Source organism: Methanobacterium lacus, assembly GCF_000191585.1.
Classification (GTDB): domain Archaea; phylum Methanobacteriota; class Methanobacteria; order Methanobacteriales; family Methanobacteriaceae; genus Methanobacterium_B; species Methanobacterium_B lacus.
The window spans coordinates 104,919-130,115 of the sequence record NC_015216.1; the positions used below are offsets into that span (position 1 = coordinate 104,919).

General features: G+C 34.3%; 23 protein-coding genes. 12 read left to right on the forward strand and 11 right to left on the reverse strand.

Annotation, left to right across the window (positions count from 1 at the left end):
• The first annotated feature begins 8 nt into the window (after window positions 1-8).
• From METBO_RS00525 to pyrB, 5 genes are all read left to right on the forward strand, one after another.
• Window positions 9-1,199: an aconitase X gene (locus tag METBO_RS00525; protein WP_013643709.1), complete on the forward strand. Its 1,191-nt coding sequence runs from the start codon at window positions 9-11 to the stop codon at window positions 1,197-1,199.
• Between the two features lie 383 nt (window positions 1,200-1,582).
• Complete coding sequence (locus METBO_RS00530; RefSeq protein WP_013643710.1) at window positions 1,583-2,503, forward strand: HAD family hydrolase; 921 nt, start codon at window positions 1,583-1,585, stop codon at window positions 2,501-2,503.
• Between the two features lie 284 nt (window positions 2,504-2,787).
• Window positions 2,788-5,097: a DEAD/DEAH box helicase gene (locus METBO_RS00535; protein ID WP_013643711.1), complete on the forward strand. Its 2,310-nt coding sequence runs from the start codon at window positions 2,788-2,790 to the stop codon at window positions 5,095-5,097.
• Between the two features lie 92 nt (window positions 5,098-5,189).
• Window positions 5,190-5,918: a tRNA (adenine-N1)-methyltransferase gene (locus METBO_RS00540; RefSeq protein ID WP_013643712.1), complete on the forward strand. Its 729-nt coding sequence runs from the start codon at window positions 5,190-5,192 to the stop codon at window positions 5,916-5,918.
• 98 nt (window positions 5,919-6,016) lie between these two features.
• Entirely contained in the window at window positions 6,017-6,940 is a 924-nt protein-coding gene (pyrB, locus tag METBO_RS00545) for an aspartate carbamoyltransferase (RefSeq protein ID WP_013643713.1), read from the forward strand.
• Window positions 6,941-6,979: 39 nt separating this feature from the next.
• Here the strand turns inward: pyrB and METBO_RS00550 are convergent, their stop codons facing one another.
• Window positions 6,980-8,128 carry an orc1/cdc6 family replication initiation protein gene (locus METBO_RS00550; RefSeq protein WP_013643714.1) on the reverse strand — a complete coding sequence of 383 codons (1,149 nt, stop codon included), beginning with the start codon at window positions 8,126-8,128 and terminating at the stop codon, window positions 6,980-6,982.
• 1,364 nt (window positions 8,129-9,492) lie between these two features.
• Here METBO_RS00550 and METBO_RS00555 point away from each other — a divergent pair.
• The 3 genes from METBO_RS00555 (at window position 9,493) to METBO_RS00565 (ending at window position 11,837) form a co-directional block, all read left to right on the forward strand.
• On the forward strand, window positions 9,493-10,422 hold the full coding sequence (locus tag METBO_RS00555) for a cobalamin biosynthesis protein (protein WP_013643715.1): 930 nt from the start codon (window positions 9,493-9,495) through the stop codon (window positions 10,420-10,422).
• A 39-nt stretch (window positions 10,423-10,461) separates the two neighbouring features.
• Window positions 10,462-11,454 (forward strand): cobalt-precorrin 5A hydrolase, encoded by a 993-nt coding sequence (locus tag METBO_RS00560; protein ID WP_013643716.1) that lies wholly within the window; start codon window positions 10,462-10,464, stop codon window positions 11,452-11,454.
• A gap of 128 nt (window positions 11,455-11,582) precedes the next feature.
• On the forward strand, window positions 11,583-11,837 hold the full coding sequence (locus METBO_RS00565) for a UPF0147 family protein (protein WP_013643717.1): 255 nt from the start codon (window positions 11,583-11,585) through the stop codon (window positions 11,835-11,837).
• On the opposite strand, the gene METBO_RS00570 is transcribed toward METBO_RS00565, so the two are convergent.
• A complete protein-coding gene (locus METBO_RS00570; protein WP_013643718.1) occupies window positions 11,823-12,410 on the reverse strand; it encodes a class II aldolase/adducin family protein in 588 nt (195 codons plus the stop codon). The genes METBO_RS00565 and METBO_RS00570 overlap by 15 nt on opposite strands.
• Window positions 12,411-12,443: 33 nt before the next feature.
• A complete protein-coding gene (locus METBO_RS00575; RefSeq protein ID WP_013643719.1) occupies window positions 12,444-13,949 on the reverse strand; it encodes a DNA-directed DNA polymerase II small subunit in 1,506 nt (501 codons plus the stop codon).
• A 112-nt stretch (window positions 13,950-14,061) separates the two neighbouring features.
• Between METBO_RS00575 and METBO_RS00580 the strand changes: the two genes are divergently transcribed.
• Both METBO_RS00580 and cobJ read left to right on the forward strand, forming a co-directional pair.
• Window positions 14,062-14,592, forward strand: coding sequence for a hypothetical protein (locus tag METBO_RS00580; protein WP_394294939.1), 531 nt, complete (start codon window positions 14,062-14,064; stop codon window positions 14,590-14,592).
• Window positions 14,593-14,672: 80 nt separating this feature from the next.
• Complete coding sequence (gene cobJ, locus METBO_RS00585) at window positions 14,673-15,734, forward strand: precorrin-3B C(17)-methyltransferase (RefSeq protein WP_013643721.1); 1,062 nt, start codon at window positions 14,673-14,675, stop codon at window positions 15,732-15,734.
• 298 nt (window positions 15,735-16,032) lie between these two features.
• Here the strand turns inward: cobJ and dapF are convergent, their stop codons facing one another.
• The 3 genes from dapF to METBO_RS00600 form a co-directional block, all read right to left on the reverse strand.
• Window positions 16,033-16,911 carry a diaminopimelate epimerase gene (dapF, locus tag METBO_RS00590; protein ID WP_013643722.1) on the reverse strand — a complete coding sequence of 293 codons (879 nt, stop codon included), beginning with the start codon at window positions 16,909-16,911 and terminating at the stop codon, window positions 16,033-16,035.
• On the reverse strand, window positions 16,908-18,194 hold the full coding sequence (lysA, locus tag METBO_RS00595; protein ID WP_013643723.1) for a diaminopimelate decarboxylase: 1,287 nt from the start codon (window positions 18,192-18,194) through the stop codon (window positions 16,908-16,910). Before lysA ends, dapF begins: the two co-directional genes overlap by 4 nt.
• A gap of 163 nt (window positions 18,195-18,357) precedes the next feature.
• Window positions 18,358-19,530, reverse strand: a complete 1,173-nt coding sequence (locus METBO_RS00600; RefSeq protein ID WP_013643724.1) for an acetylornithine transaminase — start codon at window positions 19,528-19,530, stop codon at window positions 18,358-18,360.
• A 193-nt stretch (window positions 19,531-19,723) separates the two neighbouring features.
• Between METBO_RS00600 and METBO_RS00605 the strand changes: the two genes are divergently transcribed.
• Window positions 19,724-20,149 (forward strand): peptidylprolyl isomerase, encoded by a 426-nt coding sequence (locus METBO_RS00605; protein WP_013643725.1) that lies wholly within the window; start codon window positions 19,724-19,726, stop codon window positions 20,147-20,149.
• A gap of 152 nt (window positions 20,150-20,301) precedes the next feature.
• Window positions 20,302-20,667, forward strand: coding sequence for a protease inhibitor I42 family protein (locus tag METBO_RS00610; RefSeq protein ID WP_013643726.1), 366 nt, complete (start codon window positions 20,302-20,304; stop codon window positions 20,665-20,667).
• 21 nt (window positions 20,668-20,688) lie between these two features.
• Here METBO_RS00610 and METBO_RS00615 read toward each other — a convergent pair whose 3' ends face one another.
• The 5 genes from METBO_RS00615 to METBO_RS00635 form a co-directional block, all read right to left on the reverse strand.
• Window positions 20,689-21,276, reverse strand: a complete 588-nt coding sequence (locus METBO_RS00615; RefSeq protein WP_013643727.1) for a GAF domain-containing protein — start codon at window positions 21,274-21,276, stop codon at window positions 20,689-20,691.
• A gap of 42 nt (window positions 21,277-21,318) precedes the next feature.
• A complete protein-coding gene (locus tag METBO_RS00620; RefSeq protein WP_013643728.1) occupies window positions 21,319-21,957 on the reverse strand; it encodes a hypothetical protein in 639 nt (212 codons plus the stop codon).
• Between the two features lie 66 nt (window positions 21,958-22,023).
• Window positions 22,024-23,010 (reverse strand): DNA glycosylase, encoded by a 987-nt coding sequence (locus tag METBO_RS00625; RefSeq protein WP_013643729.1) that lies wholly within the window; start codon window positions 23,008-23,010, stop codon window positions 22,024-22,026.
• A gap of 101 nt (window positions 23,011-23,111) precedes the next feature.
• A complete protein-coding gene (gene speB, locus METBO_RS00630) occupies window positions 23,112-24,032 on the reverse strand; it encodes an agmatinase (RefSeq protein ID WP_013643730.1) in 921 nt (306 codons plus the stop codon).
• A gap of 208 nt (window positions 24,033-24,240) precedes the next feature.
• On the reverse strand, window positions 24,241-25,191 hold the full coding sequence (locus METBO_RS00635; protein WP_013643731.1) for a hypothetical protein: 951 nt from the start codon (window positions 25,189-25,191) through the stop codon (window positions 24,241-24,243).
• Window positions 25,192-25,197: the final 6 nt, after the last annotated feature.

Genomic DNA, 25,197 nt, shown 5'->3' on the forward strand with positions numbered 1-25,197 from the left:
GTGATTCTATGCACTTGACAAAAGAAGAAGAAAGGATGTATGAAGGAGAAGAAGGTTCTGCTGTTGCAAAATCCATGGAAATATTGGTGGCATTGGGTGATATCTACGGTGCTGAAAAACTGGTGAGTATCAGTTCAGCACAGATATCTGGAGTGTCTTACAAAACCATTGGTGATGCCGGACTGGAATATCTTCAAGAACTTTCAGTGGATGCCCATGTAAGAGTTCCATCAACATTGAACCCCGCAGGTGTGGATTTGGAAATATGGAAGGAACTTGGATTTTCTGAAGAATTCACCCTAAAACAACAGGCCATAGTAGAGGCCTACCAAAAAATGGGTGTCTCAACCACCTGCACATGTACACCATACCTAGTTGGAAACGTACCAACATTAGGATCACATATTGCATGGTCAGAATCATCAGCTGTTTGCTATGCCAATTCCGTGCTTGGAGCTAGAACAAATCGTGAAGGTGGTCCAGGAGCATTATCAGCAGCAATATGTGGAAGAACAGCAGAATATGGATATCACATGGATGAAGCAAGGAAACCTGTTTTGATAGTGGATGTTGATACAGAAATTCAAGGATCAGATTACGGTGCACTTGGTTATCTTGTTGGAAACAAAGTTGGAGGAGGAGTACCTTACTTCAAATTTAAAAATCATCCCGGAACAGATCAGCTTAAATGGTTGGGAGCTGCACTCGCATCTTCAGGATCCGTTGCACTGTACCATGTTGAAAATGTAACTCCAGAAAGTTCATGGGCTAAACAATACACTCTAAACGAAGAAATTGAAACAATTTCTGTAGGAAGAGAAGATATTAATGAAACCAGAGCTACCTTAACAACTTCTGATGAAAAACCAGATTTGATATGTGTTGGATGTCCACATGCTTCACTCGAAGAAATTAAACAGGTTGCAGATCTGTTAAAGGGACGAAAAATCAAAAATATGGTTTGGGTGTGTACATCAATCTCAATTAAGGCAGCTGCAGATAGAATGGGTTACACTAAAACCATTGAAACTGCTGGTGGAAAGCTTGTTTGCGACACATGCATGGTAGTTGCACCTGTTGAACAACTAGACTACAAAGTGGTGGGTGTAGACTCAGCCAAAGCAGCTAACTACGTACCGAACATGTGTGGACTTGATGTAGTATACAACGAACTGGAAAATTTAATAATTTACAAATAATTATTTTTTAAAATTTGACTACTTTTTTTTTATCATAATGTGTTTAATCATAGCTTCCTATTGTAGTGATTATTTTATTTCATTTTTGCTAACATCTATGTTCAATTAGTTTTAATGCATTTCTATGGTTTGTTGTCAGGTTTCTGGAACCAACAATTTTAAATATTTTACCCAAGAAGATATATTAAGTTTTTAGTTTACTGCAACGATGATAATTCATTTTATTGCAATTAAACCCAAAAACACTATTAGCATTAGATTTAAGTGATAAATTCAGTTTAAATTATTTGATGCAATAGTAAAATGTATTTTTGAAGTAATCCATCTTAGTTGTTATGGATTATTTTGAAAATTGATTGATTATGCATTATAGAGGTTAATTTATGAGCAAAAATAAACTAACGAGCTGGAATGATGGATTAATTAAACAGTCCATACTTGAATTTCTAGAATCATCTGTTGAAAGTGGTCCAAATTTCATCAAACCCGAAGACAGAATTGCAAGTTTCGACTACGACGGAACATTGAGCATAGAAAAACCAGCACCAGCACAAATTCTCTATTTAATTTCGACTCTTATTTCAAAAGCTGAAGAATATCCCCATTTAAAAGATAAAGAACCATATAAGAGTATTTTTGAGATAGAAAATAATGTTAAAGTAATTAGTGACGAAGAAAAACCCAGAATTGTTAAATTAATGGCAGAAACATATGCTAATTGGAGTTATGGACAAACTCCTGAAGAGTATGAGGAAGATGTGACAAATTTTTTCCAAAAAGTAAAACAAGAAAAATTTGGAGTTTGTTACACTGATTTGATATACAAACCAATGTTAGAACTTTTTGAACTTTTAAAAGAGTATGAATATAGGATTTTTCTATGCACAGGTAGTGGTCGTGAATTTATTAGGACCATATCAGAGAGAGTTTTTAATATTCCTAAAGAGAACATAATAGGCACCACTGAAATTTATGAATACTACAATGGAGGATTACGTAAAGTAAAAGAACCATTTAAGCAAATTGTTGTGGGTCCTGGGAAGGTTGAGCATATATTCACCAGAACCGGGCGTTTACCTGCCTTTGCAGCTGGTAATTCTAATGGAGATATTGAAATGTTAGAAGCCTCTGAATTCAAATTATTAATTAATCATGACGATGATAAACGTGAATATGCCTATCAAACAGGTGCCGAAAAAATGCTTGAAGTTGCCTCTGAAAATAATTACACTGTTGTGAGTATGAAAATGACTGGAAAGAGATTTTCAACAACAAATTTAGCTGAAATTCATACAATCAAATAATTTTTTTTATAATCAAATAAATTTGGACAACTTAAGGCCATATAATCCCTGTTTTAATTTTAAGTTATAGATAGGTTTATTTTTTATTTTAGGAACCTGAAGAAATTTTAGTGTAAATATTAAGATTCAATCATCTATTTATTTTTGATATTTGGTGTCAGCTTTGCCAATAAATTATACCTAGGATCACCATTTAATATTATGATATAAGTAATGAATAAAAATAAATATTCAACAGATGAATCAAATTAGTCAAGAAAATCACTGCATTAACGGTCAAAACAATGGTCTCAAAAAAAACTGAAAGGGAGGTTCAAACTTCCAAGAAGGTGGAATGGATACAGCATCCTCTGATTAAACCAGAAAAGATAGAATCTAGACTTTATCAACAAGTATTAGCAGCAGATGTGCTTAAAAAAGGCAACACAATGATAGTTGCCCCTACAGCTTTAGGAAAAACCATAGTGGCTGCTTTGGTTTCTGCTGAAAGATTAAAAACCTTTGAAGATTCTAAGGTTTTAGTTCTTGCACCTAGCAAACCACTAGTTATTCAGCATGAGGAAAGTTTTAGGGAATTTTTAAAAACCAGTGTGAGTTCACTGACAGGATCCATAAAACCTGAAGAACGTGTTAAACTATGGAATAATTCACAAATTATTTGCGCAACTCCACAAACTGTGGAATCTGACATAATTTCTTCGAGGTACGATCTCAAAAATGTTTCCCTCATGGTCTTCGATGAGTGTCATAGAGGAGTTGGATCCTACTCCTACGTATACTTGGCTGATAAGTATGTGAAAGAAGCTAAAAATCCACTATTACTTGGACTCACAGCATCTCCAGGTTGGAATGAGGACAAAATACAAGAAGTGTGTCAAAATCTTTACATCAAGGAAGTGGAAATTAAATCTGAAGAAGATTCTGATGTTGAACCATATTTTAACCCAGTGGAGGTTAAATGGATTAAAACAGAGTTAAATCAAGAACTTAAAGATATTAAAATGCATTTGGAGAAGGCGCTTAAGGCCAGATTAACAACTCTAAAAAAGATGGGAGTTATAAGTTCAATTTCCAATGTAAGTAAAAAAGATGTTTTAAAAGCTAAAGGTCGGGCTCAAAAACGTATTGGAGTGAGCCTCCACCCACCACAGAAATGTTTTCTTGCAGTTTCGATCTTGACTGCAGTGATAAATATTCAGCACTCTGTTGAATTACTTGAAACCCAAGGCACAATTCCTCTTCAGAAATACATAGAAAGGTTGAAGAAAAAGAAAACAAAAGCAGCAAAAGGTCTTTTAAATGATGCTGAATTTCAGATGGCAGTGGGGCTTGCTGATAAAGCTGTTGAAAATGGAGTTGACCACCCCAAACTCAAACGTTTAATGCAGATACTGAAAAAAGAATTGAAAAACTCGAATTCAAGAATAATAATATTTACACAGTTCAGAGATTCAGTTGAAAATATCTATCAACACTGTATGGAAACGAACATAAATGCAGTTAAATTTTATGGCCAAGCATCAAGGGAAAATGAAAAGGGATTAACACAAAAAAAGCAAAAAGAAATCATTAAATCCTTCAAAAATGGAGAATATGATGTTCTTATTTCTACCAGTGTTGCTGAAGAAGGAATTGACATACCTTCAGTTGATCTGGTTGTGCTCTACGAACCTGTTCCATCAGAAATACGAATGATACAGAGAAGAGGTAGAACAGGACGAAAAAACAGAGGCAGAATGTTCATTTTAATAACAAAAGGAACAAGAGACGAATCATATTACTGGTCCAGCATTAACAAAGAAAAACAGATGAAAAAACAGCTTAATAAAAATTTTAATAAAGATTTAACTGATTTTAAACCAGTTAAAACTAAAACAAACTCAGAAGACGCGGAAAAACCAGCCGATGAAAATAGACCCATAATATACGCAGATTCACGGGAAGGTAGTTCAAGAGTTCTAAGAGAATTAGAACGACTTAATGTTGATATTAAAGTTAAGAGTCTTGCAGTGGCCGACTATCAAGTAAGTGATGATGTTGCAATAGAAAGGAAAACTAATACAGATTTTGTAAGCTCCATAATGGATAAAAGGCTTCATAAACAGGCAAAAGAACTGGTGGATAACTTTAAAAAGCCAGTTATTATCATTGAAGGTTCTGAATTCTACTCAGGATTTATACATCCAAATGCTGTTAGAGGAGCATTAGCATCCATTGCAGTCGATTTTGGGATACCAATAATACCAACTAGATCACCGGAAGATACTGCTGCCATGATAAACAGAATAGCAATACGGGAACAAACCCATGAAAGATCAGATATTCAGATCAGAACTGAGAAAAAACCCCTGACAACATGGGAACAACAGATATTCATAGTTGAATCACTACCGAATATAGGCCCAGTAACTGCTAGAAAACTTTTAGAAGAATTTAAAACAGTTCGAGGAGTGATAAATGCTTCTGAAGAAGAACTGAAAAAAGTTGATGGTATTGGAGATAAAATAGCCAAAAATATTATAAGGGTTGTGGATTCTGGATTTAAAACTCTCAAAAGCGAGAAATATCTTAAACTTGATTTGAAGAATTCTTAATTCATAAAAATAGCAGTTTAGTACTGTAATTAACAATTGAAATAGCATTAGAACAATTTTATAAATATTAACGAAAATTTTCGGGTGATTATTTGCGAATATTAATGGATGAACGAGGAAAAAAATACATGGTCAAAGACCAAGAATTTCACACTGACTTTGGATATATTACCGAAGAAGATATAGTAAGCTCAAAATCAGGTGATACCCTAAAAACTCACCTTGGACGTGAGTTTAAAGTAATTAAACCCAACATTAACGACTACATTGAACTCATGGAAAGAAAGTGTTCAATAATTCTTCCCAAGGATGTTGGAATAATAACTGCAATAACTGGTCTTGGTTCTGGTTATAGAGTTTTAGATGCTGGGAGTGGTTCTGGAGCAACTGCAATGCATTTTGGAAACATTGTAGGAGACAAAGGTGAAGTTTTTTCCTATGAAATCAGAGAAGACTTTGCAGAAATTGCAGAACGTAATGTTAAAGGATTTGGATTGGATAATGTTGAGGTCAAATGTAAGGATGTGACTGAAGGTATAGAAGAGAAGGATCTTGACCTGATATTTCTGGACCTGCCAAAACCATGGGATGCAGCAGATGAAGCTATGGCTGCCCTTAAACATGGTGGATACATAGCAACCTACACCCCATTCATTGAACAGATCCAAGTACTTCAAAGGATACTAAAAAAGGTTGGATTCAAAGAAGTTGAAAGTTTTGAATGTATATTTAGAGGTATTGAAGTTACAAACAAAGGAACCAGACCAAAAACACGAATGGCTGGGCACACTGGCTACTTGAGTTTTGGAAGGAAAATTTAAATAGAAATAATAAATTGAATGTAAATACAACAACTAATCATTGTATGGTTGCAAATTTAATTTAGAAAAAGTTGATAGAATTTTTTAGTGGTGTTTTAATGGTCTTTAATCAAAAGAATATAATTTCCATTAGTGATTTCAGTAAAGATGATATTGAATATATCTTAAGACTTTCAGATAAAATGGAACCCATAGCCAGATCCAGGAAAACTTCAAATGTACTATCTGGAAAGTTGTTGGGGATGTTATTTTACGAACCAAGTACAAGAACAAGATTATCATTTGAAGCATCTATGAAAAGACTTGGTGGGAGTACAATAGGATTTGCAGAAGCAAATGTTAGTTCAGCAACCAAAGGAGAAAATTTAACAGATACTGTAAAGATCGTTGGAGAATATTCCGATGCCATAGTTATTAGACATAATATGGAAGGTGCTGCTAGATTTGCTAGTGGAATAGTTGATGTTCCAGTTATCAATGCAGGAGACGGAGCAGGCCAACACCCAACTCAAACCATTCTGGACCTTTACACCATGAAAAAGATATTTGGAAAGATCGACGATCTCCATGTTGCTTTAATAGGAGACCTAAAATACGGAAGAACTGTACATTCCCTTGCATACGCTCTTGCAATGTTTGATGTTAAAATGAGCTTTGTTTCCCCTCCAGAACTTAAAATGCCGGAAGGAATAGTTCATGATCTAAACAAGGCAGGTGTATCAGTTCAGCAAACGGATGATGTCCACAGCGTTCTTGAAGATTCGGATATATTTTATGTCACAAGAATACAAAAGGAAAGATTCCCTGATCCAGAAGAATTTTCAAGGATCAAAGGTGCTTACATGATCGATAAAAAACTGGTTGAAGACACAGACCTCATAGTCATGCATCCTCTCCCAAGGATCGATGAAATATCCTACGATTTGGATGACACCAAACATGCAAAATATTTTGAACAAGCCTTTTATGGTGTACCAGTACGTATGGCTCTCCTAAAGTCAATAATCGAGAGTTACGAATAAATATACATTTTATTTTTAAAAAAAAAATTAATGGAATGATTAACCATTCCAAATTGCATCTTCCAAAAGACCCATCTCACACTGTAAGTCAATTATATTGGTTCTTCCTTTTCCTCTTCCTCGAGATATGGTCTTTGTTGAGATCAAACCCAACATTTCCAGTTCATTAATAAAATCAAATATTCTTCTGTACGAAACAGAATCTCCCTTGGAAAATTGTTTATAAACTTCGTAGAGTCTACCAGAAGTAATTTCTTCCTTTTCTTTTGTCAAGTAGATAATTGATTCCAATACCTTTTGTTGTTGACTTGGAAGTGTCATTACAATGTCTGTAACCTTGTTGTGTTCTATGTAGTCTTTAGCTTCTCGGACATAATTTTCAAAAACTGTTTCTGAAGCTTTTTCGTCGGCCAATTCACCAGAAGTTCGGAGCAGATCCAATGCATATCTAGCATCTCCCTCTTCCTTAGCTGCAAGTGCAGCACAAAGGGGGATCACATCGTTGTTTAAAACACCATCCTTGAAAGACATTTCAGATCTTTCTTTTAGGATGTCTACAAGTTGTTGAGCATTGTAAGGAGGGAATACAATTTCCCTGTCACGAAGACTACTTCTTACCCTGGGTTTAATAAACTGCTTAAAATCAACAAAGTTACTTATTGATGCTATGGACACGTTATCGGTCCTTGTTAAGGTATAAAGAAGTCCATCACCATCGTTTTTGAGCAGAATATCGATTTCATCTAAAATAATTATTAAAATAAGATCTTTTCCAAAAACGTTCTTCTTAAAAAGATCACGGAAAGCATGGACAACCTCTGCTTTAGTCCAACCTCTGTAAGGAACATCCCGACCCATCTGTTGACATAATCTGGCAATTACTTGATACTCAGTGGTATAATCTGTGCATCGTATGTACTCTACCCTAACATTAACTTTTTTTTCTTTAGCAATTTGTTCGAGCTGTTTTCGAGCAAATTTAGAAACCGCAGTCTTACCAGTTCCAGTTTTACCATATATTGTCACATCAGGAGGAGTCACACTGTTTAATGCTTCTATCCAATATTTTGCAACAGATTTTATCTGTTCCTCTCGATGAGGTAATTTTTCAGGCAGAAATCTGTGATCTAAAAACTTTTTGCATTTAAAAACACTCTTTTTTTCGCCTAACTCTTCAAATATATTCATCAGTACCACTCATTCCTTTAAATAATTATAATTTAAAGTTAAAAATTATATAATTTTGCAATTCAGATATTCACAGTTTTTATAAATAAACTATCCTGATTATTATAATATTGAATTGAACTATTCAGGGGAAGTTAAAGTTACTCGATATGTAACTCATGGTAAAACAGGGGTGCATTTCCACTGTAAAAAATTATATTTTACAGCATCCAACCCATTGAGAGGTACATTTCAAGTGTAAAAAACATCACCAATATTGGTTATGTGATCCGAGAGGTGCATTTCAACTGTAAACAAACCTTTCAAATCCGAAAATTTCAGGGTGAAAGGTACATTTCAAGTGTAAATATCATTCAGTATTCAGTGAGTATTATACTTTTGTTATTATCATACATTAAAAAATTAATAAATTTTGCATGAAGATCCTGCAGATCAAAAAAATTTTCGAATTAAGTTTTGTTTATTGAAAATATTTAAAAATTTTAATGAAATTTAAATAAATTAGGCTAAAAAATTAAATGATATCTATTAAGTTTTATATCTTTGTTTAAAGGATATTCTAACTCTACTACTACTTTTTAAGTTATACTATCTTTATTTTACCTTTCTATCTCTTTATTTGTAGAGTTTACTAAATATATATTAAATAATTAATAAATAATAATAATTAAATTTATATATTAAAAAAATTACTAAAAATATCAGTATAAAATTAAAAATAAAATAAATATAAAATTAAAAATAAAATAAATATAAAAAAAGAAACTAATATCCAATAAAAACAGGAACAAAAAAATTTTTTCAAAAATAAATATCAATTTTTATCAACAATACCCATATTTTTAGTCAATTTACACATTTTTCCCACATAAAAATTAAATTATGTCCTTTTTTAATTTGAAAATCACTATAAACCTTCTTTAAACGTTCAAAAAAAAATATTTTTACACTTGCAATATACCTTTAAAATTTGATTTTTTTAATAACAATTCTTCACAACTGTTTTCACATTTATTTTTACACTTGAAATTGATCTCTTACTGTCATTAAATACATGATAAAATGAGGAATTATTGACGAAATTCAACTCTCAAATTTTTTTTTTGGAAACAAAAATTTTTTACACTTGAAATGCATCTCTCATCCCCTGATATGATCATACAAAAAACCACATTAGTAGCCAACATCATTCATAATTCACCTAAACAATCTACAAAAGTTAATCCATCCAAACTTAAACATATCATAAAGAACAATTTAATTTATTATATTTTAAAAATTCCCATAAATTCATAATAACTTGAAATTACACTTTAAAATAGATTTCAATCCAATATTTCAATAAATTTTTTTGGAGCCGCTTAATGAATTTGATAATAATAATTTTGGCAGCTGTGCTGATTGATATCTTGTTTGGTGAGTTACCATCAAGAATCCACCCAGTTGTACTCATTGGTAAATTAATAAATTACTTGATAAGATCTTTAAATAATCACAACACCAAATTCACAGGTCTTATCATCACTATATTAACCTTAATTATTCCTTTAATAATCATTTATACCCTACTAGACCTGTCTAAATTTAATTATTACATCTATTTACTGGTTGCTGCCATTGTATTATCAACCACGTTTGCCATCAGATCTCTCATAACTTCTGTGAAAAAAATAGAAGAAGATTTGAATGAAGATATTGAAAAAGCTAAACATTCAATTTCATACTTAGTCAGCAGAGAAACTTCTGATCTTGAAGAATCAGATATAATATCAGCAGCCATCGAAACTTTAACAGAAAATATAACCGATTCCATAACTGCACCCCTTATCTACACTTTCATATTCGGAATTTTAGGAGCTGTATTCTACAGGGTTGTGAACACTTTAGATGCTATGATGGGTTATAAAACACCCAAGTACATAAACACAGGATGGTATCCAGCTAAATTAGATGATTTACTAAATTATGTACCTGCTAGGATCACAGGATTTCTAATGGTTATGGCTGCATGGATTTTAAGAATGAACTGGAAAAATTCTTACAAGATCATGGTAAGGGATGCTAGAAAAACTCCCAGCCCAAATTCTGGCTACACCATGGCAGCAACAGCAGGAGCATTAGAAATACAACTGGAAAAAAAGGGAGTATATCAATTAGGAGAACAAATACATCCTTTAAGGATAGAAACCATTTCAAGAACCATTCTTTTAACAAAAGTAGTTGTACTAATATTTTTGATAATTTCTGTATTATGCTACACTATACTGACAATAATTATCATGAATTGGATCTAAAAATAAAATCATAACAAAAAAATTTATGGGTTTTCAAAAATGAAAATTGCAATTATAACAGTAACAGAAAATGGGAAAATTTTAGGAGAATCCTTACAAAATAAACTACTCACTGACAACACAATAATCAAAGTTCAAATTTTCCATAAAAACGTTAAAAAAACCCTAATCAATTCTTTCAATAAATTTGATTGTATCATAGGAATAATGGCCACCGGAATAATGGTTAGAAATATTTGCCCACTCATAAAAACCAAGGAAAACGATCCTGCAGTTCTCATTATTGACGAAAAGGGAAAACATGTTATAAGTTTATTATCTGGACATTTAGGTGGTGCAAACAAATTAACACACAAAATAGCTGATCTCATGGGATCAGATCCAGTGATAACCACTTCAACAGATCTAAACAGCAAATTTGGTGTTGATTGTCTTGCAAACAAGTATCATTTCAAATTGATTCCAGTATCCAACATAAAATCGATCAATTCATCCCTTATCAACGATCAAAAAGTATGGATAGATTACAATTCTAACTATGAATATTTATGGGAAGATACTGAAGTTTCAGATTCCTATGAACATGGAAACAACCATTCCCAGAAACTATTGGTTTCAAATGGAATTTCAGATCTGGAACTAGTTGAAAAAAAAATTGTCCTAGGATTGGGATCAAGAAAAAATATAAGTACTGAAAAGGTACTTAAAGCAATTTATTTGGCAATAGCAAATTTAGATATACCTATAGAACGAATAAATACATTGACAACAGGTGAAATGAAAAAAAATGAGCATGGAATTTTAGAAGCAGCTAAAACCATTAATAAACCTTTAAAAATAATATCTGAATCTGAATTGAAAAATTTCACCAATCCTGACATGAATGATTCGGAATTTGTAAAGTCTAAATTTGGAATAGGCGGAGTATGTGAACCATCATCTCTCATCGAAGCCGGAACAAAATCCAGACTCATATTGAGAAAAACTTCATACGATGGAGTTACAGTTGCAATTGCACTCTCCTTCAATTGAAACTTTTCAAAATTTTTATCAACCAAAACCTTTTTAATCAGAAGATATAAAAACACATGGATATAACTCTTTAATATTTAAATATTTAATTCAAAATTTTAACATTTAATTTAAATGGAGGCATAATTATGAGTCAAGACGCTTTTGAACGATGTAATCAAATTTTACAACATATAACTGAGGATACTAGTGTTCCTAGAAATATTAGAAGAGCTGCAGAAGAATCAAAGGAACTACTATCTAAAGATGATGATGAACCAACAGTAAGGGCTAGTACTGTAATTTCAATATTGGATGAAATCAGTAACGATCCAAATATCCCTATCCATGCAAGGACACTTATTTGGAACGTTTTAAGCGAATTAGAATCAATTAGACATTAACATTTTTTTTACAAATTGAATTTTGGCACTATCTTCTACAAATTCAGCAAGGAGAGTTGCCTCATCTAAATTTTTACCCACTGCTACCATTCCATGGTCTTTTAACACAACAACATCCTGATTCAACAAACCTTCTGAAACAGTGTTTGCCAGATCAGAACTTCCAGGCGGATGGTAGTCCACAACTTTTAGAAATTCTTCCTCAATAGGGCCAAAACCTTCAAATCTTCTAATTTTTTCATCAGAAAATGCAAAACCCGTTGTTATTGGAGAATGGGTATGTACAACAGCACCAACATCATTCCTTACTTTGTAAATATTTAGGTGCATCTCTAATTCTGAAGTTGGAACATGATTTGTATTTGATACAATATTTCCCTCGAGATCAACCAGAACTATGTCTGTTTCTTTCAAAGTTTTAAAAGAAGATCCACTGGGGGTAACAGCAACAACATTCAAACCATCTTTCACAAACTTCACACTTATATTTCCTGACTTACCAGGAACGAGTCCCTTGTTATAGAGTACATGGGAAGTTTCAACCATATTTTTAACTACTGTTTCATGATCCATGAATAACACTCTCAAAAAAATAATCAAAGAAATTTATGTAAATTTAAGAACCTTTAGAGCACCCCTGTTTAGAACAGGAACCTCTCCACATGTTGGCATGATGTTGTATATTTTCTGGAACTCTGTTTGAGACTGGAACGTTCCAGAATTTATCATGTGTATGCCCTTATGTTTCTTGTACGCATTAATATGAACATGTCCAGTATGGAAAATGTCTGGAATTTCCTCAATAACCAGATGATCCTCATATTCAGAAGCTAGAGGAGTTCTTTCCCCATATATTGGAGCTAAATGTCTTTTTTCTATTAACTCTTTCATGATCAAATCTGAAGTCTGGTGAGAAAGGCCGTTTATGGTCATTGCCAAGTCATCAAAACTTCTACCATGGTATATGAGTGTTTTAAATCCATCAAGACTAACCAAAGAAGGGTTGCTTACAAATTCTGCATTTTTGAGCTTGTAGAGATCTTCAGCATAATTTTCTGGAATTGCAGGTTGAGGTTCTGCTAAACGACATGCATCGTGGTTTCCAGGAGCAATTATCATTTTAACATTATCAATTTGTCCCAATAACCTTGCAGCTTCTTCATACTGTTCATATATATTTTTAATGGTGAGTTCTTCTTCCTGATGTGGGTAAATACCTATTCCATCCACAACATCACCTGCCACAACAAGGTAGCGCACATCATTTGCTATATCTTGTTGTGTTTCATCTCCAAAGTCACCATTTAACCAGTTCACAAAGTTATTGAAAGCTTCTTCTTGGAAAGTGGAACTACCAATATGAATATCTGATATGAATACAGCTGAAAAATCCATTGTTTTTTCTTCAATTCTAGGCACACTCGGATGGATTAATTCAGACGCAATGACCAAAGTTCCCTTTTTACTCCCAATAACCCCTATAACCTCGTCTTTGACAATGGATTCAGCCTGTTCAAAGAGGGAATGATTTTCATTGTGTATGAGTACAGTCATTTCTCCAGTTTCATCCTCAATTTCCATAATTTTATGGTTATTTTTGGTGTTTCTAATGTCATTTACCATACCAACCACATTCACAACTCCATCACGGTTTCCTGCCTCTTTTATTGGAGCACTTTCCCTTAATCCTGGCTTTTTTGTTAGCATGGCTTTGAGCTTTTGGAAACGGCTGTTGAAATAGGCTGTGAAGTCCTTTATCTCTCCGTTGGTGTATGATTTTTTACTGGCATCTTTTAATACATGAAAATCCAGGGGAATATCCATGAGTTTGCTCTGCGGCATTTTCACAGTTTCATTTTGAGTTTCATAATTGGTTTCCAAATCAGATTTTAGTTTTGACTCAGGGGCCTGATAGTTAGACAAATATTGTTGAAGAAAATTATCCACCACAGATTCAGTTAAAACAAAAAAGTCTTTGTTTGAACTGGATATATCTTTTATCAGGGAATCTGCAACCTGAACCGAATTTTCTTGTTGAATAATTTTTTCATAGGCAGAGTCATCTATTAGAAGTTCTGCATTTGTAAATTTCAAAAGTATATCTTCTTTCATTAGGATCCCATTATCAAATATTTTTATACACAACTACAAATAACATTATTAAAACTATATTTATAATCCTAATTATAATAGTTAATCCAAAGTAGATCGAAATTTTTTGAAGGTGGTACATTTGTCCAGATTATTGAAAATCATATTGATCGTAGCATTCATAGCTGTGTTCTTTGAAGCAGGGTTGATCAGTTCCTACACCATTGTAACTTCCCAACCTCCAGATGTTGGTAAGCTGATAGGAATGCAGATCGAAGAGGTAACATCTTTATTCAATTTCGGTTCAAGCTCAAGCATAATTACAAATCCTACAACTAAACCCGTTAGTAATTTAGCTGATGTTGCTACTGCTCTGCAAAGTAGTTCTGGATTAGATGGGATAAACTTACAGTCCATATCTGCTCAAGTATCCTCAACTACAAAAGCTTCAACATTCCCGGTTAACATAACAGCTATTGGTTACAAAGATGCAATTTCAGGTTCTAACAGTTCTGTAATTACAATAACTGCCAACGAAACATTTAGTTTGACAGCAACTGCCAATGCAAAGTTATCAGATGGTGAACTTGTAATCGACGTTGACTCCATAAAGATCACATCGTCACGAAAACTTTACGGAAATGTAAATGCAAATTCAACTTAATTTACATCAAAAAATCAATTAATTGATTTTTACTATTTTAAATTATATTTAATTTTTTCAAATCTAAGAAGGTGAATTCAATGATCAGTGTGATAGGAATAGGTCCTTCCCGTGAAGACATAACCATCAAGGCCATGAATGCAATAAAGGCTGCAGATGTGATAATAACTTACAAATCCTATATCAAAAATATTCAAGATTTAACTGAAGGTAAAGAAGTCATTCTAAAGGGTATGGGGGATGAAATTAAACGGGCAGAACTTGCAATTACTAAATCAAAGGAAGGAAAACGCGTAGCCCTCATCAGTTCTGGAGATCCTGGAGTTTTTGGAATGGGAAATGTTATTTTTCAAATCATTGGTAAATTCAGTGGTGTTGAAGTGGAAGTTGTACCTGGAGTTTCAGCTGCAAATTTTGCTGCTGGAAAATTAGGAGCACCCCTCCATGATTTTGCCGTGATAAGCTTCAGTGATATTTTAACACCTTTATCAGAAATTAAAAGAAAGATAAAGGCAGCTTCAGAGGCTGATTTTGTTATTGCTATCTACAATCCGCTGAGTAAAACACGAACCAAACCCTTTGAAGAATCTGTCAAGATTTTATTAGAAACTCGGAATCCTGATACACCTGTTGGGATTGTGAAATCTCTGGAAACTGGTGTCAACATAACCATAACAACATTGAAGGATCTTCCAGATTCAGACATCAACATGTCAACAACCATAATTGTTGGTAATTCCATGACCTATGTTGAAGAAGGTTACATGATAACTCCTAGAGGATACAAAGTTTCAAGTTCAATACATCCACTTTCAAGGGAATTCTACGAAAATTACCTTGAAGGAGAATTGAATAACGGACCTAATCGATCCTGCGAATACTATCCTTGTCATTCCCATCCACAGAATTGTATGTTCTGTTACTGTCCATTTTATCCCTGTGGTGAGGGATCAACAGGTGGAAAATGGATAAAAGATAAGGGAGTTTGGAGCTGTGAAGATTGTGAATGGATACACAGTGATGATACAGTTGAATGCATACAGACCAAGTTACCGGAAATACTTGGGGAAGTAGATGACCTTAAAAATAAAAAGAAAGAGCTCCTCAAATTAAGAAGGGAATGTATTTTCAACACCAAATAATGGACCCATATTAAGATTATTTTACTATCTTTTTTTTATTAGAAATCAGATTCATTTCTAAGCAAGTCTAAAATAATTCAATTATTACGTACTGATCTAAAAGTATTAATGATCTTGTGGACAATATAGTAGTAGACCTCAGAAATGTTAATTTCCCTGGTTAGTTTCTACAGATCTTACCCTCCCCAAAATTTCAGGAAGTTTTTGGAAACTAATCTCGGTTTAAAACAAAACCGATCCAAATTGGTTTATAACTCAGCCCAAAAAACCCAATTTGGAAGGGAAATAGAAAGGAAAATTAAATTTCAAGTTCCATTACACCATCAAAAACTAAAACAGCTTCTCCTTCCATAAATAGGGTAGTTTCTTCTCCCATTTCATAAACAATTATTAGTAGTTCTCCTCCAGGAAGATGTACTTCAACTTCTTCATCGAGTTTTCCTAACTTGTAACCTGCCATAACAGATGCTGTAGCACCTGTACCGCATGCGAGTGTGAAACCAGCACCTCGTTCCCATGTGATCATTTCTATTTCATTTCTGTTAATTACACTTACAAAGTGTACATTAGTTTTTTCAGGAAATGCAGGATGATTTTCAATCGATGGACCCATAACATTCAAATCAATTTCTTCAATGTTTTCTGTGAATATGACTGCATGGGGATTCCCAACATTCACAGCTGTTAAGTTCACAGTTGTTCCGTTAACATCAAGTTCAGCATCTAAAAATTCTTCTTTTTCAGTTTTCATTGGAATTTCTACAGATTTAAATGTGGGTATTCCCATGTCAACGCTGGAGGATCTAACTTCTCCACCCATTACATCGAGTTCAATTTCTTTTATTCCACCCAATGTTTCAACCAGCATTTCCTTGTTCTGAAGAATTTCATTCTCATAAACGTACTTTGCAAAGCACCTTATTCCGTTTCCACACATTTCAGCTTCACTACCATCTGAATTAAATATTCTGAATCTGATATCTGCTTCTTCGTTGCTGGCTGGTGTCACGAAAATAACTCCGTCTGCACCGACTGAAAATCCTCTTCTGCAAATTTCTTCACAAATTTCGGGTTTTTTATCCTCGGGTACAATGATCTTTTTTGATTCATCTATGACAACGTAATCATTTCCCAATCCATGCATCTTTGAAAATGTGACTAAAGTTCTTTCACTCATTTTAGAAGCCTCACTGGTACATTTTGTTTGTTGAAAAGATCTGCAAAGGTTTCCCTTTCTCTAATAACATCTGTTTCTCCATTGTTTACTAGTACCTCTGCAGGTTTTGGCCTGCTGTTGTACTGTGATGCCATTGAAAATGCATATGCTCCTGCATTCAATATTGCGAGTATGTCACCTTCTTCTATTTCAGGCATTGGCCTTTCACGCGCAAATAAATCTCCTGATTCACAGACGTCTCCAGCTATGTCTATGGTTTGTGTGGATTCTGCAAGGGGGGTTGATGCTGATACAATATGATGATATGAACCATACATGGTAGGTCTAAGTAGGGTGTTAAAACCTGCGTCTACTCCTGCAAATTTCCTATAGCTCTGCTTAATTGTGTTGACCTTTGTTAAAAGCACTGATGCGTCTCCAACCAAATATCTTCCAGGTTCTATGCACATGGTTGGAGTTCCTAGATCGTATTCCTCCAACTTGGCCTTGTAGAGATCGACGATCTTCTCTGCAAAATCATTGATATCAAGCTTAGATTCTTCAGGGGTGTATGGTATTCCAATTCCTCCTCCGAAATCTATGAAATCAAATTCAACACCTGCTTCTTTATGAACTTTCCCTGCGGTATCCATCAGAGTTCTAACTGCAAGCATAAAGGGTTCTGGATCCAGTATTCCTGATCCTATGTGTGAATGTATTCCAACTGGTTTGAATCCAAGTTCAATAGCCATTTTATATACTTCAACTGCTTCTTCTTCCTTAATACCAAATTTACTAAGGGGTCCACCTGTTATACAGTGGTCATGGTGGCCTGCACCAACCATTGGATTCACCCTGAAGGAAATTTCCATTCCCTTGGCTTCAGGAATTTTTGAAAGCCTTTTTAACTGTGATATGGAGTCTAAATTAAGTCTAACTCCAGATTCAACAGCAAATTTCAGTTCTTCATCAGTAACGTTGTTTCCAGTGTAGAGTATCCTTTCTGGTTCAAATCCTGCCAGTAATGAAGTGTATATTTCTCCAGGTGAAACTGCGTCTATTCCACTACCCTCATTTTCTAGTATCTTCATCACAGCCAAGTTCGTATTGGCTTTACAAGCATAAAACATTTTAAAATTTGGATAATAATCTTTAAAGGCGTTGTATAATCTTTTATAATTATCTCTTATTCTGTTTTCATCTATAACATATAATGGTGTACCAAACCGTTCTGCAAGATCCACTGCATCGGCTTCACCTATTTTTAGATTTCCTTTTTCATTTGTTTTTAAATCAAAATCCATATAACTGTCCTCCAAAACGAGAAAATGAAGTGAATATTAAATTTCTTGATCTCATCATATAAAATTGTTTACATGACGATAAGTAATTAGTATTTTAAACAATTCAGTGATTGGGTAGATCTTGAATATTTTTTTTCAAGACAAAAAAAAATATAGATTGTCCTCAGTATCTGCTGAGAACATTGTTTAATGCAGCTGTAACGGTGTCGATCTGTTCCTTGGTTATGGTGAGTGGAGGTACAAATCTTAAAACGTTGCCGGCTGCACAGTTTACTATGATCCCTTCTTTAAAGAGCTCATCAACCATACAACCACAATCGGTCTTCATTTCAACACCAACCATCAAACCTTTTCCCCGTACTTCATTTATTAGTTCATGTTGATTTTGTAATTTTAATAGTTTTTCAACGAAGTATGATCCGTTTTCTTTTGATTTGTCCAGCAATTTTTCTTCTAAAATAAAATTGATCGATGCTTTAGCTGCTGCGCATCCCAGAGGGTTACCACCAAATGTTGCGGCATGGTCTCCAGGCACGAAGGATTCTGCAACATCATTGTTAGCAAGTACTGCACCCATTGGAAAACCACCTGCAATGGCTTTAGCAAGGCTTGTGATGTCGGGTGTCACTCCAAATGTTTGGGATGCAAACATTTCCCCTGTACGTCCAAAACCTGTTTGAACTTCGTCAAATATTAAAAGGACATTAGAATCTTCACAAACTTCTTTCAACTGTTTTAAATAACCTTCTGGAGGTACAATAACACCACTTTCTCCCTGTACTGGTTCAACTAACACTGCGGCGGTACTTGGACTGATCATCTCTTTCACAGCTTCAATATCACCATATGGAGCGTACTTAAACCCGGGAGTTAAAGGCTCGAATCCCTTTTGGTACTTTGGTTGACCTGTTGCAGTAATGGTTGTTATAGTTCTTCCATGAAACGAATTTATCATGGTTATTATTTCGCCTTTTCCACTGTGTTTTCTTGCTAACTTTATTGCACCTTCGTTAGCTTCTGCACCACTGTTACAGAAGAATGCTTTTTGATGTGGTGAAACATCAACCAGCAATTTGGCTAATGTTACCTGTTCTTCTGTGTAGTACAGATTAGATGTGTGAATAAGTTTTTTCACCTGATTGCATATTGCTTCACCCACCTTTGGGTTAGAATGACCAACATTGTTCACTGCTATTCCAGCCACACAGTCTATGTAAGAATTACCATCAGCATCCCAAACAGTAGTATCTTTACCCTTTACTAGGGCTATTTTATGTCTTCCGTAGGTTTGCATAACGTATTTTGAATCCATTTCAATAATTTCTTGAGTATTCATTTAATCACCTTGAAAATGAACAAATTAACCACGTAATTTCCTTCTATATTTAATTACAATTAAACAGCTGATCTTGAACATTTTTTTCTTGATTATTCTTTGTAATTCTAGATTTATTAAACGTTTTTATATATGAAAGACTTGATTAAGAATGAGATACAGAATCTTTATATATTAATATCAAGGTGAAAAAATGAAAAAGGCAATTATTGAAACAGATAAAGGAAATATAGAACTCACCCTATTTGATAAAGAAGCCCCTAACACAGTTGCAAACTTTGAAAAATTGGCAAAGAGTGGTTTTTACAACGGTCTTACATTTCACAGGGTTCTACCTAACTTCGTAATTCAGGGAGGTTGTCCTAAGGGTAATGGGACTGGAGGTCCGGGTTACACCATAAAATGTGAAATCAACGAACATAAGCATGGAACTGGTGCTTTATCCATGGCACATGCAGGAAAAGACACTGGTGGAAGCCAGTTTTTCATAACACACAGCCCACAACCACATTTAGATGGTGTTCACACAGTATTTGGTAAGGTTATTAAGGGAATGGATGTCGTTAACAAGATACAGGCCAACGATGTCATGAATAAGGTTACAGTAGTAGATGAGTAACTGACAAGTTACATCTACTAATTTTTTTTTAAATTAAACGTTGAATTTAGCTCTTGTTTCCTTAAATGCGCCTGATTGAACAACTTTTTTTTGTTGATCATAGAAAATTTTATATGATCAAACTTTTACATTATGCATGGGAGGTGTTAACTTTGAAGAAGTTAGCGATTTTATTTGCTACATTTGTTTGTTTTGCAATGATCTCAGGATCCTTTGCAGCAACAAACCAACATACAGAAAAAAAAGTAATAAGCCCGGTACAGTACCATAAATTCGTGGTAATTGTTCCAAACAATCCAACTACAGGATCCCAATGGAGATCAATATTCGATCAAACTAAAGTAAAACTGGTAAGCAAGACATACGTGCCAGATAAAGCAAACTTGCAAGGCTATGTTGTTGGTTATGGAGGATACAATGTGTACACATTTTCTGGTGAGCTTGGTCAGAAGATCACCCTAAAACATGTGGATGCTTCAGGTAAGGTATTCGAAAAGAGAAATTACTGGATTGAATAATGGGTTTAACATCTACCAAACTTATTTTTTTTTATAAAGGAAATTATAAATCGCCAGAGCATATATTTCTGCCAGAGCATCTGTTAAATCTACATCTAAAGACGTGTAACTATTTTTAGGATTACCAAGTACTATTTGTCCTATGATATTCTGATTATATTTTACTGGAACTGATAAAAATTCATTTACTGGTACATGACCCTTAGGAAGTCCATGAGCTGCAGGATGAAGACGGGGATTGTGGATGAAAAACGATTCTCCAGTGTCTAAAGAGTATCCCAAGAGTCCACCATAAGTTCCATCTTTACGTATTTTAAACCTGGCTTCTCCCAATTCTGAGTACATCTGACATTCTCCAGTCATATGTGAGAATGAAATTCCTACACTGTCTTTGTTAACCGGATCTACGTAGGCTATGTAACAATTATCACTGGAGGTTAATTTTTTAGCTTCATCCATTATCAGGTCAGAAATTGCCTTGAGTGAGCTTGATTCCAACATGCTATTTATGGATGTTCTTAAATCGAGTATATCTTCTCTAATTAATTTTTTTCCAGAGCCCTGACCATATTCTGACTTTTCTAACTCGGGTTGTTCATTAGTTTTCATAATCAACCATCCTCCAGATTTAGTATATTTTCATGAGCGTTGTTATTTTAAAGCTTGATTTAAATGTAGATCGGTGTAAATTGGATCCTCTTCTTTAATTATCTTTAAAATAAACCCATAAACATATTCAAAGGGTACTTCTAAACCCTCAGATGTCTGTATATATTTCACACCCTGCTTATGGAAGACCTTGGTAACTAAAAAAACTTTCAGTGGTAATTCCTCAGTACAGTTTTTTGTGTACCACAAATTTGATAGTGGACATGAATTTGGTAAAAGCACTTTGTCGCCGGATCTAAGTTTTTTAGGTCCCTGCTGAACAAGAAGATAATCTCCACCATCAATTCCAAAACCCATGGATTTGTCCATTTGAATTAAATTTAATTTTTGGAGTTTGTTGGATGCATTTCCTTGGCTGATCTGTTTTTCTACAAATTTAGCTGTTATAACTTCCAAACAACCATAAGGTATTTCCATTTCCCTCAGATGGTCGTGAATTCCCATCTCAAATGCAATGGAAAGTCTAACCCAACTATCAACCTCCCTGCAAAATGTTTCGGAATTATTGGTTCGCATTGGACATTTCCAGCAATATTTTCCTTCTAAACTCTCAACAAGATCTGCATAATGCTTTTTTGATAGCTTTCTGAAGATTTCCAAGTTATCTGATATTCCTGCCATGACAACCTCCAACAAATATATGTTTGCAGTGATTTATAATCATTTTTTCTAATTTAACTAATCATTTTAACTCTTATTTAGCTGTCTAATTCTATCTAAAAGCCCTGATTTTCTTGCATAATGGAACATATAAAGCTGTACATATCCGGCTCTATTAGCAAATTTTTTCATGCCGAATTCACGGGCCTTTAAGGGTTTAATTTCCTTTCCTTGGAAGTACATTTCAGAAACTATTCTTCCTATCCATACATCCACTGGAAATGCTTCTTTAAATCCAAATCCATAGAACAGTATGCAGTCAGCAACTTTCGGACCAACTCCTGGCAAATCAAGCATGGTTTCAAAAGCGTTATTGTAGCTCATTTTATGAATAGCATCGATATTTATCTGATTTTGAACAATTTCTGCAGTTTTAATCATGAACTTTGCCCTGTAGCCTACACCACAACTTTTAAGATTTTTTTCAAAACTGTGATCATCTGGTAAATTAGTTTCGCATCGATCCATCTCTTCTAAGTCATGTTCAGGCACATTTTTTAGGATATCTGGAGATGGAAATGTGTACCAACTATTTGAATTTGAGTTGTACTCTTCACCCCATTTACTTTTAATATCTCTGATTGATCTGTTCCACCTGATAATTGAACAGTTTGCAGAGGATATTGAGGATATAATGCACTCAAAGGGGTCATGTGCTTTAAATAATCTTAAACCACTGCAAAAATCAATGGTGGGCTTTAATTCACTATCCTTCCTTAAAAAATCATAAAAATCATTAAGATCATCATTTAAACTAAAAATATCCATTAATTTTGTACGAATACTTTCCAATTCTAAATCAGCTTCAGTTTCAGCTTCAATATTCAACGTACCTTCCACATTTTCCTGTTGGATTTTGATGAGGCAGAGTTTATTATCAAATCTTAAGAGCTCCTGAAAATAACCATCTTTCATTAACCATGCAGGTTGTGATGTTTGGCCACTGTTGATGGTGAGATCAAGATTAAATGGGCCCTTATATTCTTTTGGATCAATTTCAAAGCCTATTTTCATGGTAACTAAATTCCATTTTTTTGTTTATAATTATTATTTAGTTTTTCATCTAAATATTGATTTATTTGGCACTGAATTTAGCACAATAAAAACTTTCAAATTTAGAAGATAGAACCTAGGAAATCAAAACACAATCTTGCAGCAGTTAAAGATGTTATTTCAGACAGATCAAACAATGGATTCACTTCCACCAAATCAAAACCTAAAATCTCTCCCTTATTCGTTAAATTGGTTAATATATCCTTTAATTGGTTGTAAGTTAATCCTCCAGGTTCTGGTGTTCCAGTTCCAGGGGCTATCGACGGATCTAAAACATCGATATCTAGGGTAACATAAATATTATCTGATTCAGGAATCTGGTCAAGAACCCATGCTGTTCCCCTGTCCATTACTTCAGAGGCGGTGATGATCTTGGATCCATAGTTTTTGGATTCATCATAATTTTCTATTTTATCTGTGAATCCTCTTATTCCTATCTGGGTGATGTTATTGATGTTCTCTATTTCAGAAACCCTTTTTAAAGGGTTGGAGTGTGAGAATTTCAAGTTTTCAGTACCATCAACAAAATCTAAATGGGTATCGAAATGAACTATGTCCAATGGTTTTTTGAAGGCCTTTACAATAGGATAGGTGACAGTATGATCCCCTCCAAATGCAACTGGAAACACACCCGCATCCACAATTTTCTTGAAGGTGCTGTTTATCATCTTCATGTTAGTTTTTGTGTGGGTTGGCAGTATGGGAACATCTCCATAGTCCACAATATTAACCCCGCCAAGTATATTACGTTTTAGTTCAGAATCGAACGCACCAAACTCATTGAGATAAATTCCATAGTTCTGTGAAGCTGTACGAATTGATCTTGGCCCGAAACGAGCTCCAGGTCTATTGGTGGTACCATGATCAAAGGGAACACCCACAATAGCAACATCTGTTTCATTCAAATCTTTAGAGTTGGGATAACCATAAAAAGTGGACACTCCTATGTATGGAAATCTGGATTCAATATCGTTAAAATTCATAATAACCTCCAAAATATTTATAAACATAAACTTTTAATGTTAAACTTTTATTCATTAACATCCTATTTACACTTTTTAGAAATTTTAATGAAAAGTGTAATCTAACAGTAAAATTTCATTTAAAATAAAAATCAGTAGTTTACGGATTAAAACTCAATATCTTAGAAATAAACAGGATTAAAAAAAAAGAGACTAAAAAAAAATAAAATTAACCTAGTTCGACCTGATTCTCGCCGTAGCTTAATTTTTTCTTGTTGATCCAAACAAATCCGTTGTCAGGGGTAATAACCGCCACATCAATTGGGCCACCGACTCCTGGCATATCTCCAGGATCTGCATTGATTCCATCTGAAAATCTTTGCATAGCTGATGTTGTCTGTATCATCAGGGTGCAAAAGTCTATTCCATCTTGCAGTGTCATTGTTCCCCACTGTATGGCGTACTCTAAATTTTTAAGTTCTTCAAAGACTTGAGCTTCCCCTTTTATGAGCATGGCTTCTTTGGTGTAGGCCACATTTGCTATTCTTCCATCAAAGCCCAGAACGATTCTTGAAACAACATCTCCCTGACCAATCCAGGAACTGCCATATTCGTTGTTCCTGTCCAAACTATCCCTTCTTTTTTGAATTTCACCTGGGATGTAACATCCATAAACTTGATGTGTTCCATTTTGGTTATAACCTGCAACCAAAAGCTCAATCATATCAACTCCAGCCACTCCCTCTTCTATCATACCCTGAGGATTTTTGAAGCTGAAATTGATGTTATAATCATTCTTTTCAATGTTCAAGAGTTCACAGCCCTTGCTCAACAAGTCATTTCTGATATTTTCCTCTGCCATATCAAGTTGTTCTTTCCAATGATACTTTTCATTGAAAAGCTTATAAAGCTCCACAGCAACATCTTCCACATCTAACTCTTCAATTTCAGGTCCTCTTTTAAATTCTTCAATGAATTTACTCATATTCTTCAGAACACCTTCTTCCTCTAAAAATGCTAGTCCTGTTATTCCTACTCCAATCCTGCTGTTTATTTGGAAAAGTTTCATTGCATTATCGCTACCTATGCGTGCCATACCCTTGAGATTTCTGTAGCTCTGCCTACTATCTGCAGCTAACACAATTCCCTCGGGAGTTGTGGTGTTTATTACCAGTGACATGTTGAT

Excerpts from the sequence above, each read along its gene's own strand:
- METBO_RS00525 (WP_013643709.1), top strand. The coding sequence starts at position 9 with ATGCACTTGACAAAAGAAGAAGAAAGGATGTATGAAGGAGAAGAAGGT.
- METBO_RS00530 (WP_013643710.1), top strand. The coding sequence starts at position 1,583 with ATGAGCAAAAATAAACTAACGAGCTGGAATGATGGATTAATTAAACAG.
- METBO_RS00535 (WP_013643711.1), top strand. The coding sequence starts at position 2,788 with ATGGTCTCAAAAAAAACTGAAAGGGAGGTTCAAACTTCCAAGAAGGTG.
- pyrB (WP_013643713.1), top strand. The coding sequence starts at position 6,017 with ATGGTCTTTAATCAAAAGAATATAATTTCCATTAGTGATTTCAGTAAA.
- METBO_RS00550 (WP_013643714.1), bottom strand. The coding sequence starts at position 8,128 with ATGAATATATTTGAAGAGTTAGGCGAAAAAAAGAGTGTTTTTAAATGC.
- METBO_RS00555 (WP_013643715.1), top strand. The coding sequence starts at position 9,493 with ATGAATTTGATAATAATAATTTTGGCAGCTGTGCTGATTGATATCTTG.
- METBO_RS00560 (WP_013643716.1), top strand. The coding sequence starts at position 10,462 with ATGAAAATTGCAATTATAACAGTAACAGAAAATGGGAAAATTTTAGGA.
- METBO_RS00565 (WP_013643717.1), top strand. The coding sequence starts at position 11,583 with ATGAGTCAAGACGCTTTTGAACGATGTAATCAAATTTTACAACATATA.
- METBO_RS00570 (WP_013643718.1), bottom strand. The coding sequence starts at position 12,410 with ATGGATCATGAAACAGTAGTTAAAAATATGGTTGAAACTTCCCATGTA.
- METBO_RS00575 (WP_013643719.1), bottom strand. The coding sequence starts at position 13,949 with ATGAAAGAAGATATACTTTTGAAATTTACAAATGCAGAACTTCTAATA.
- cobJ (WP_013643721.1), top strand. The coding sequence starts at position 14,673 with ATGATCAGTGTGATAGGAATAGGTCCTTCCCGTGAAGACATAACCATC.
- dapF (WP_013643722.1), bottom strand. The coding sequence starts at position 16,911 with ATGAGTGAAAGAACTTTAGTCACATTTTCAAAGATGCATGGATTGGGA.
- lysA (WP_013643723.1), bottom strand. The coding sequence starts at position 18,194 with ATGGATTTTGATTTAAAAACAAATGAAAAAGGAAATCTAAAAATAGGT.
- METBO_RS00600 (WP_013643724.1), bottom strand. The coding sequence starts at position 19,530 with ATGAATACTCAAGAAATTATTGAAATGGATTCAAAATACGTTATGCAA.
- METBO_RS00605 (WP_013643725.1), top strand. The coding sequence starts at position 19,724 with ATGAAAAAGGCAATTATTGAAACAGATAAAGGAAATATAGAACTCACC.
- METBO_RS00615 (WP_013643727.1), bottom strand. The coding sequence starts at position 21,276 with ATGAAAACTAATGAACAACCCGAGTTAGAAAAGTCAGAATATGGTCAG.
- METBO_RS00620 (WP_013643728.1), bottom strand. The coding sequence starts at position 21,957 with ATGGCAGGAATATCAGATAACTTGGAAATCTTCAGAAAGCTATCAAAA.
- METBO_RS00625 (WP_013643729.1), bottom strand. The coding sequence starts at position 23,010 with ATGAAAATAGGCTTTGAAATTGATCCAAAAGAATATAAGGGCCCATTT.
- speB (WP_013643730.1), bottom strand. The coding sequence starts at position 24,032 with ATGAATTTTAACGATATTGAATCCAGATTTCCATACATAGGAGTGTCC.
- METBO_RS00635 (WP_013643731.1), bottom strand. The coding sequence starts at position 25,191 with ATGTCACTGGTAATAAACACCACAACTCCCGAGGGAATTGTGTTAGCT.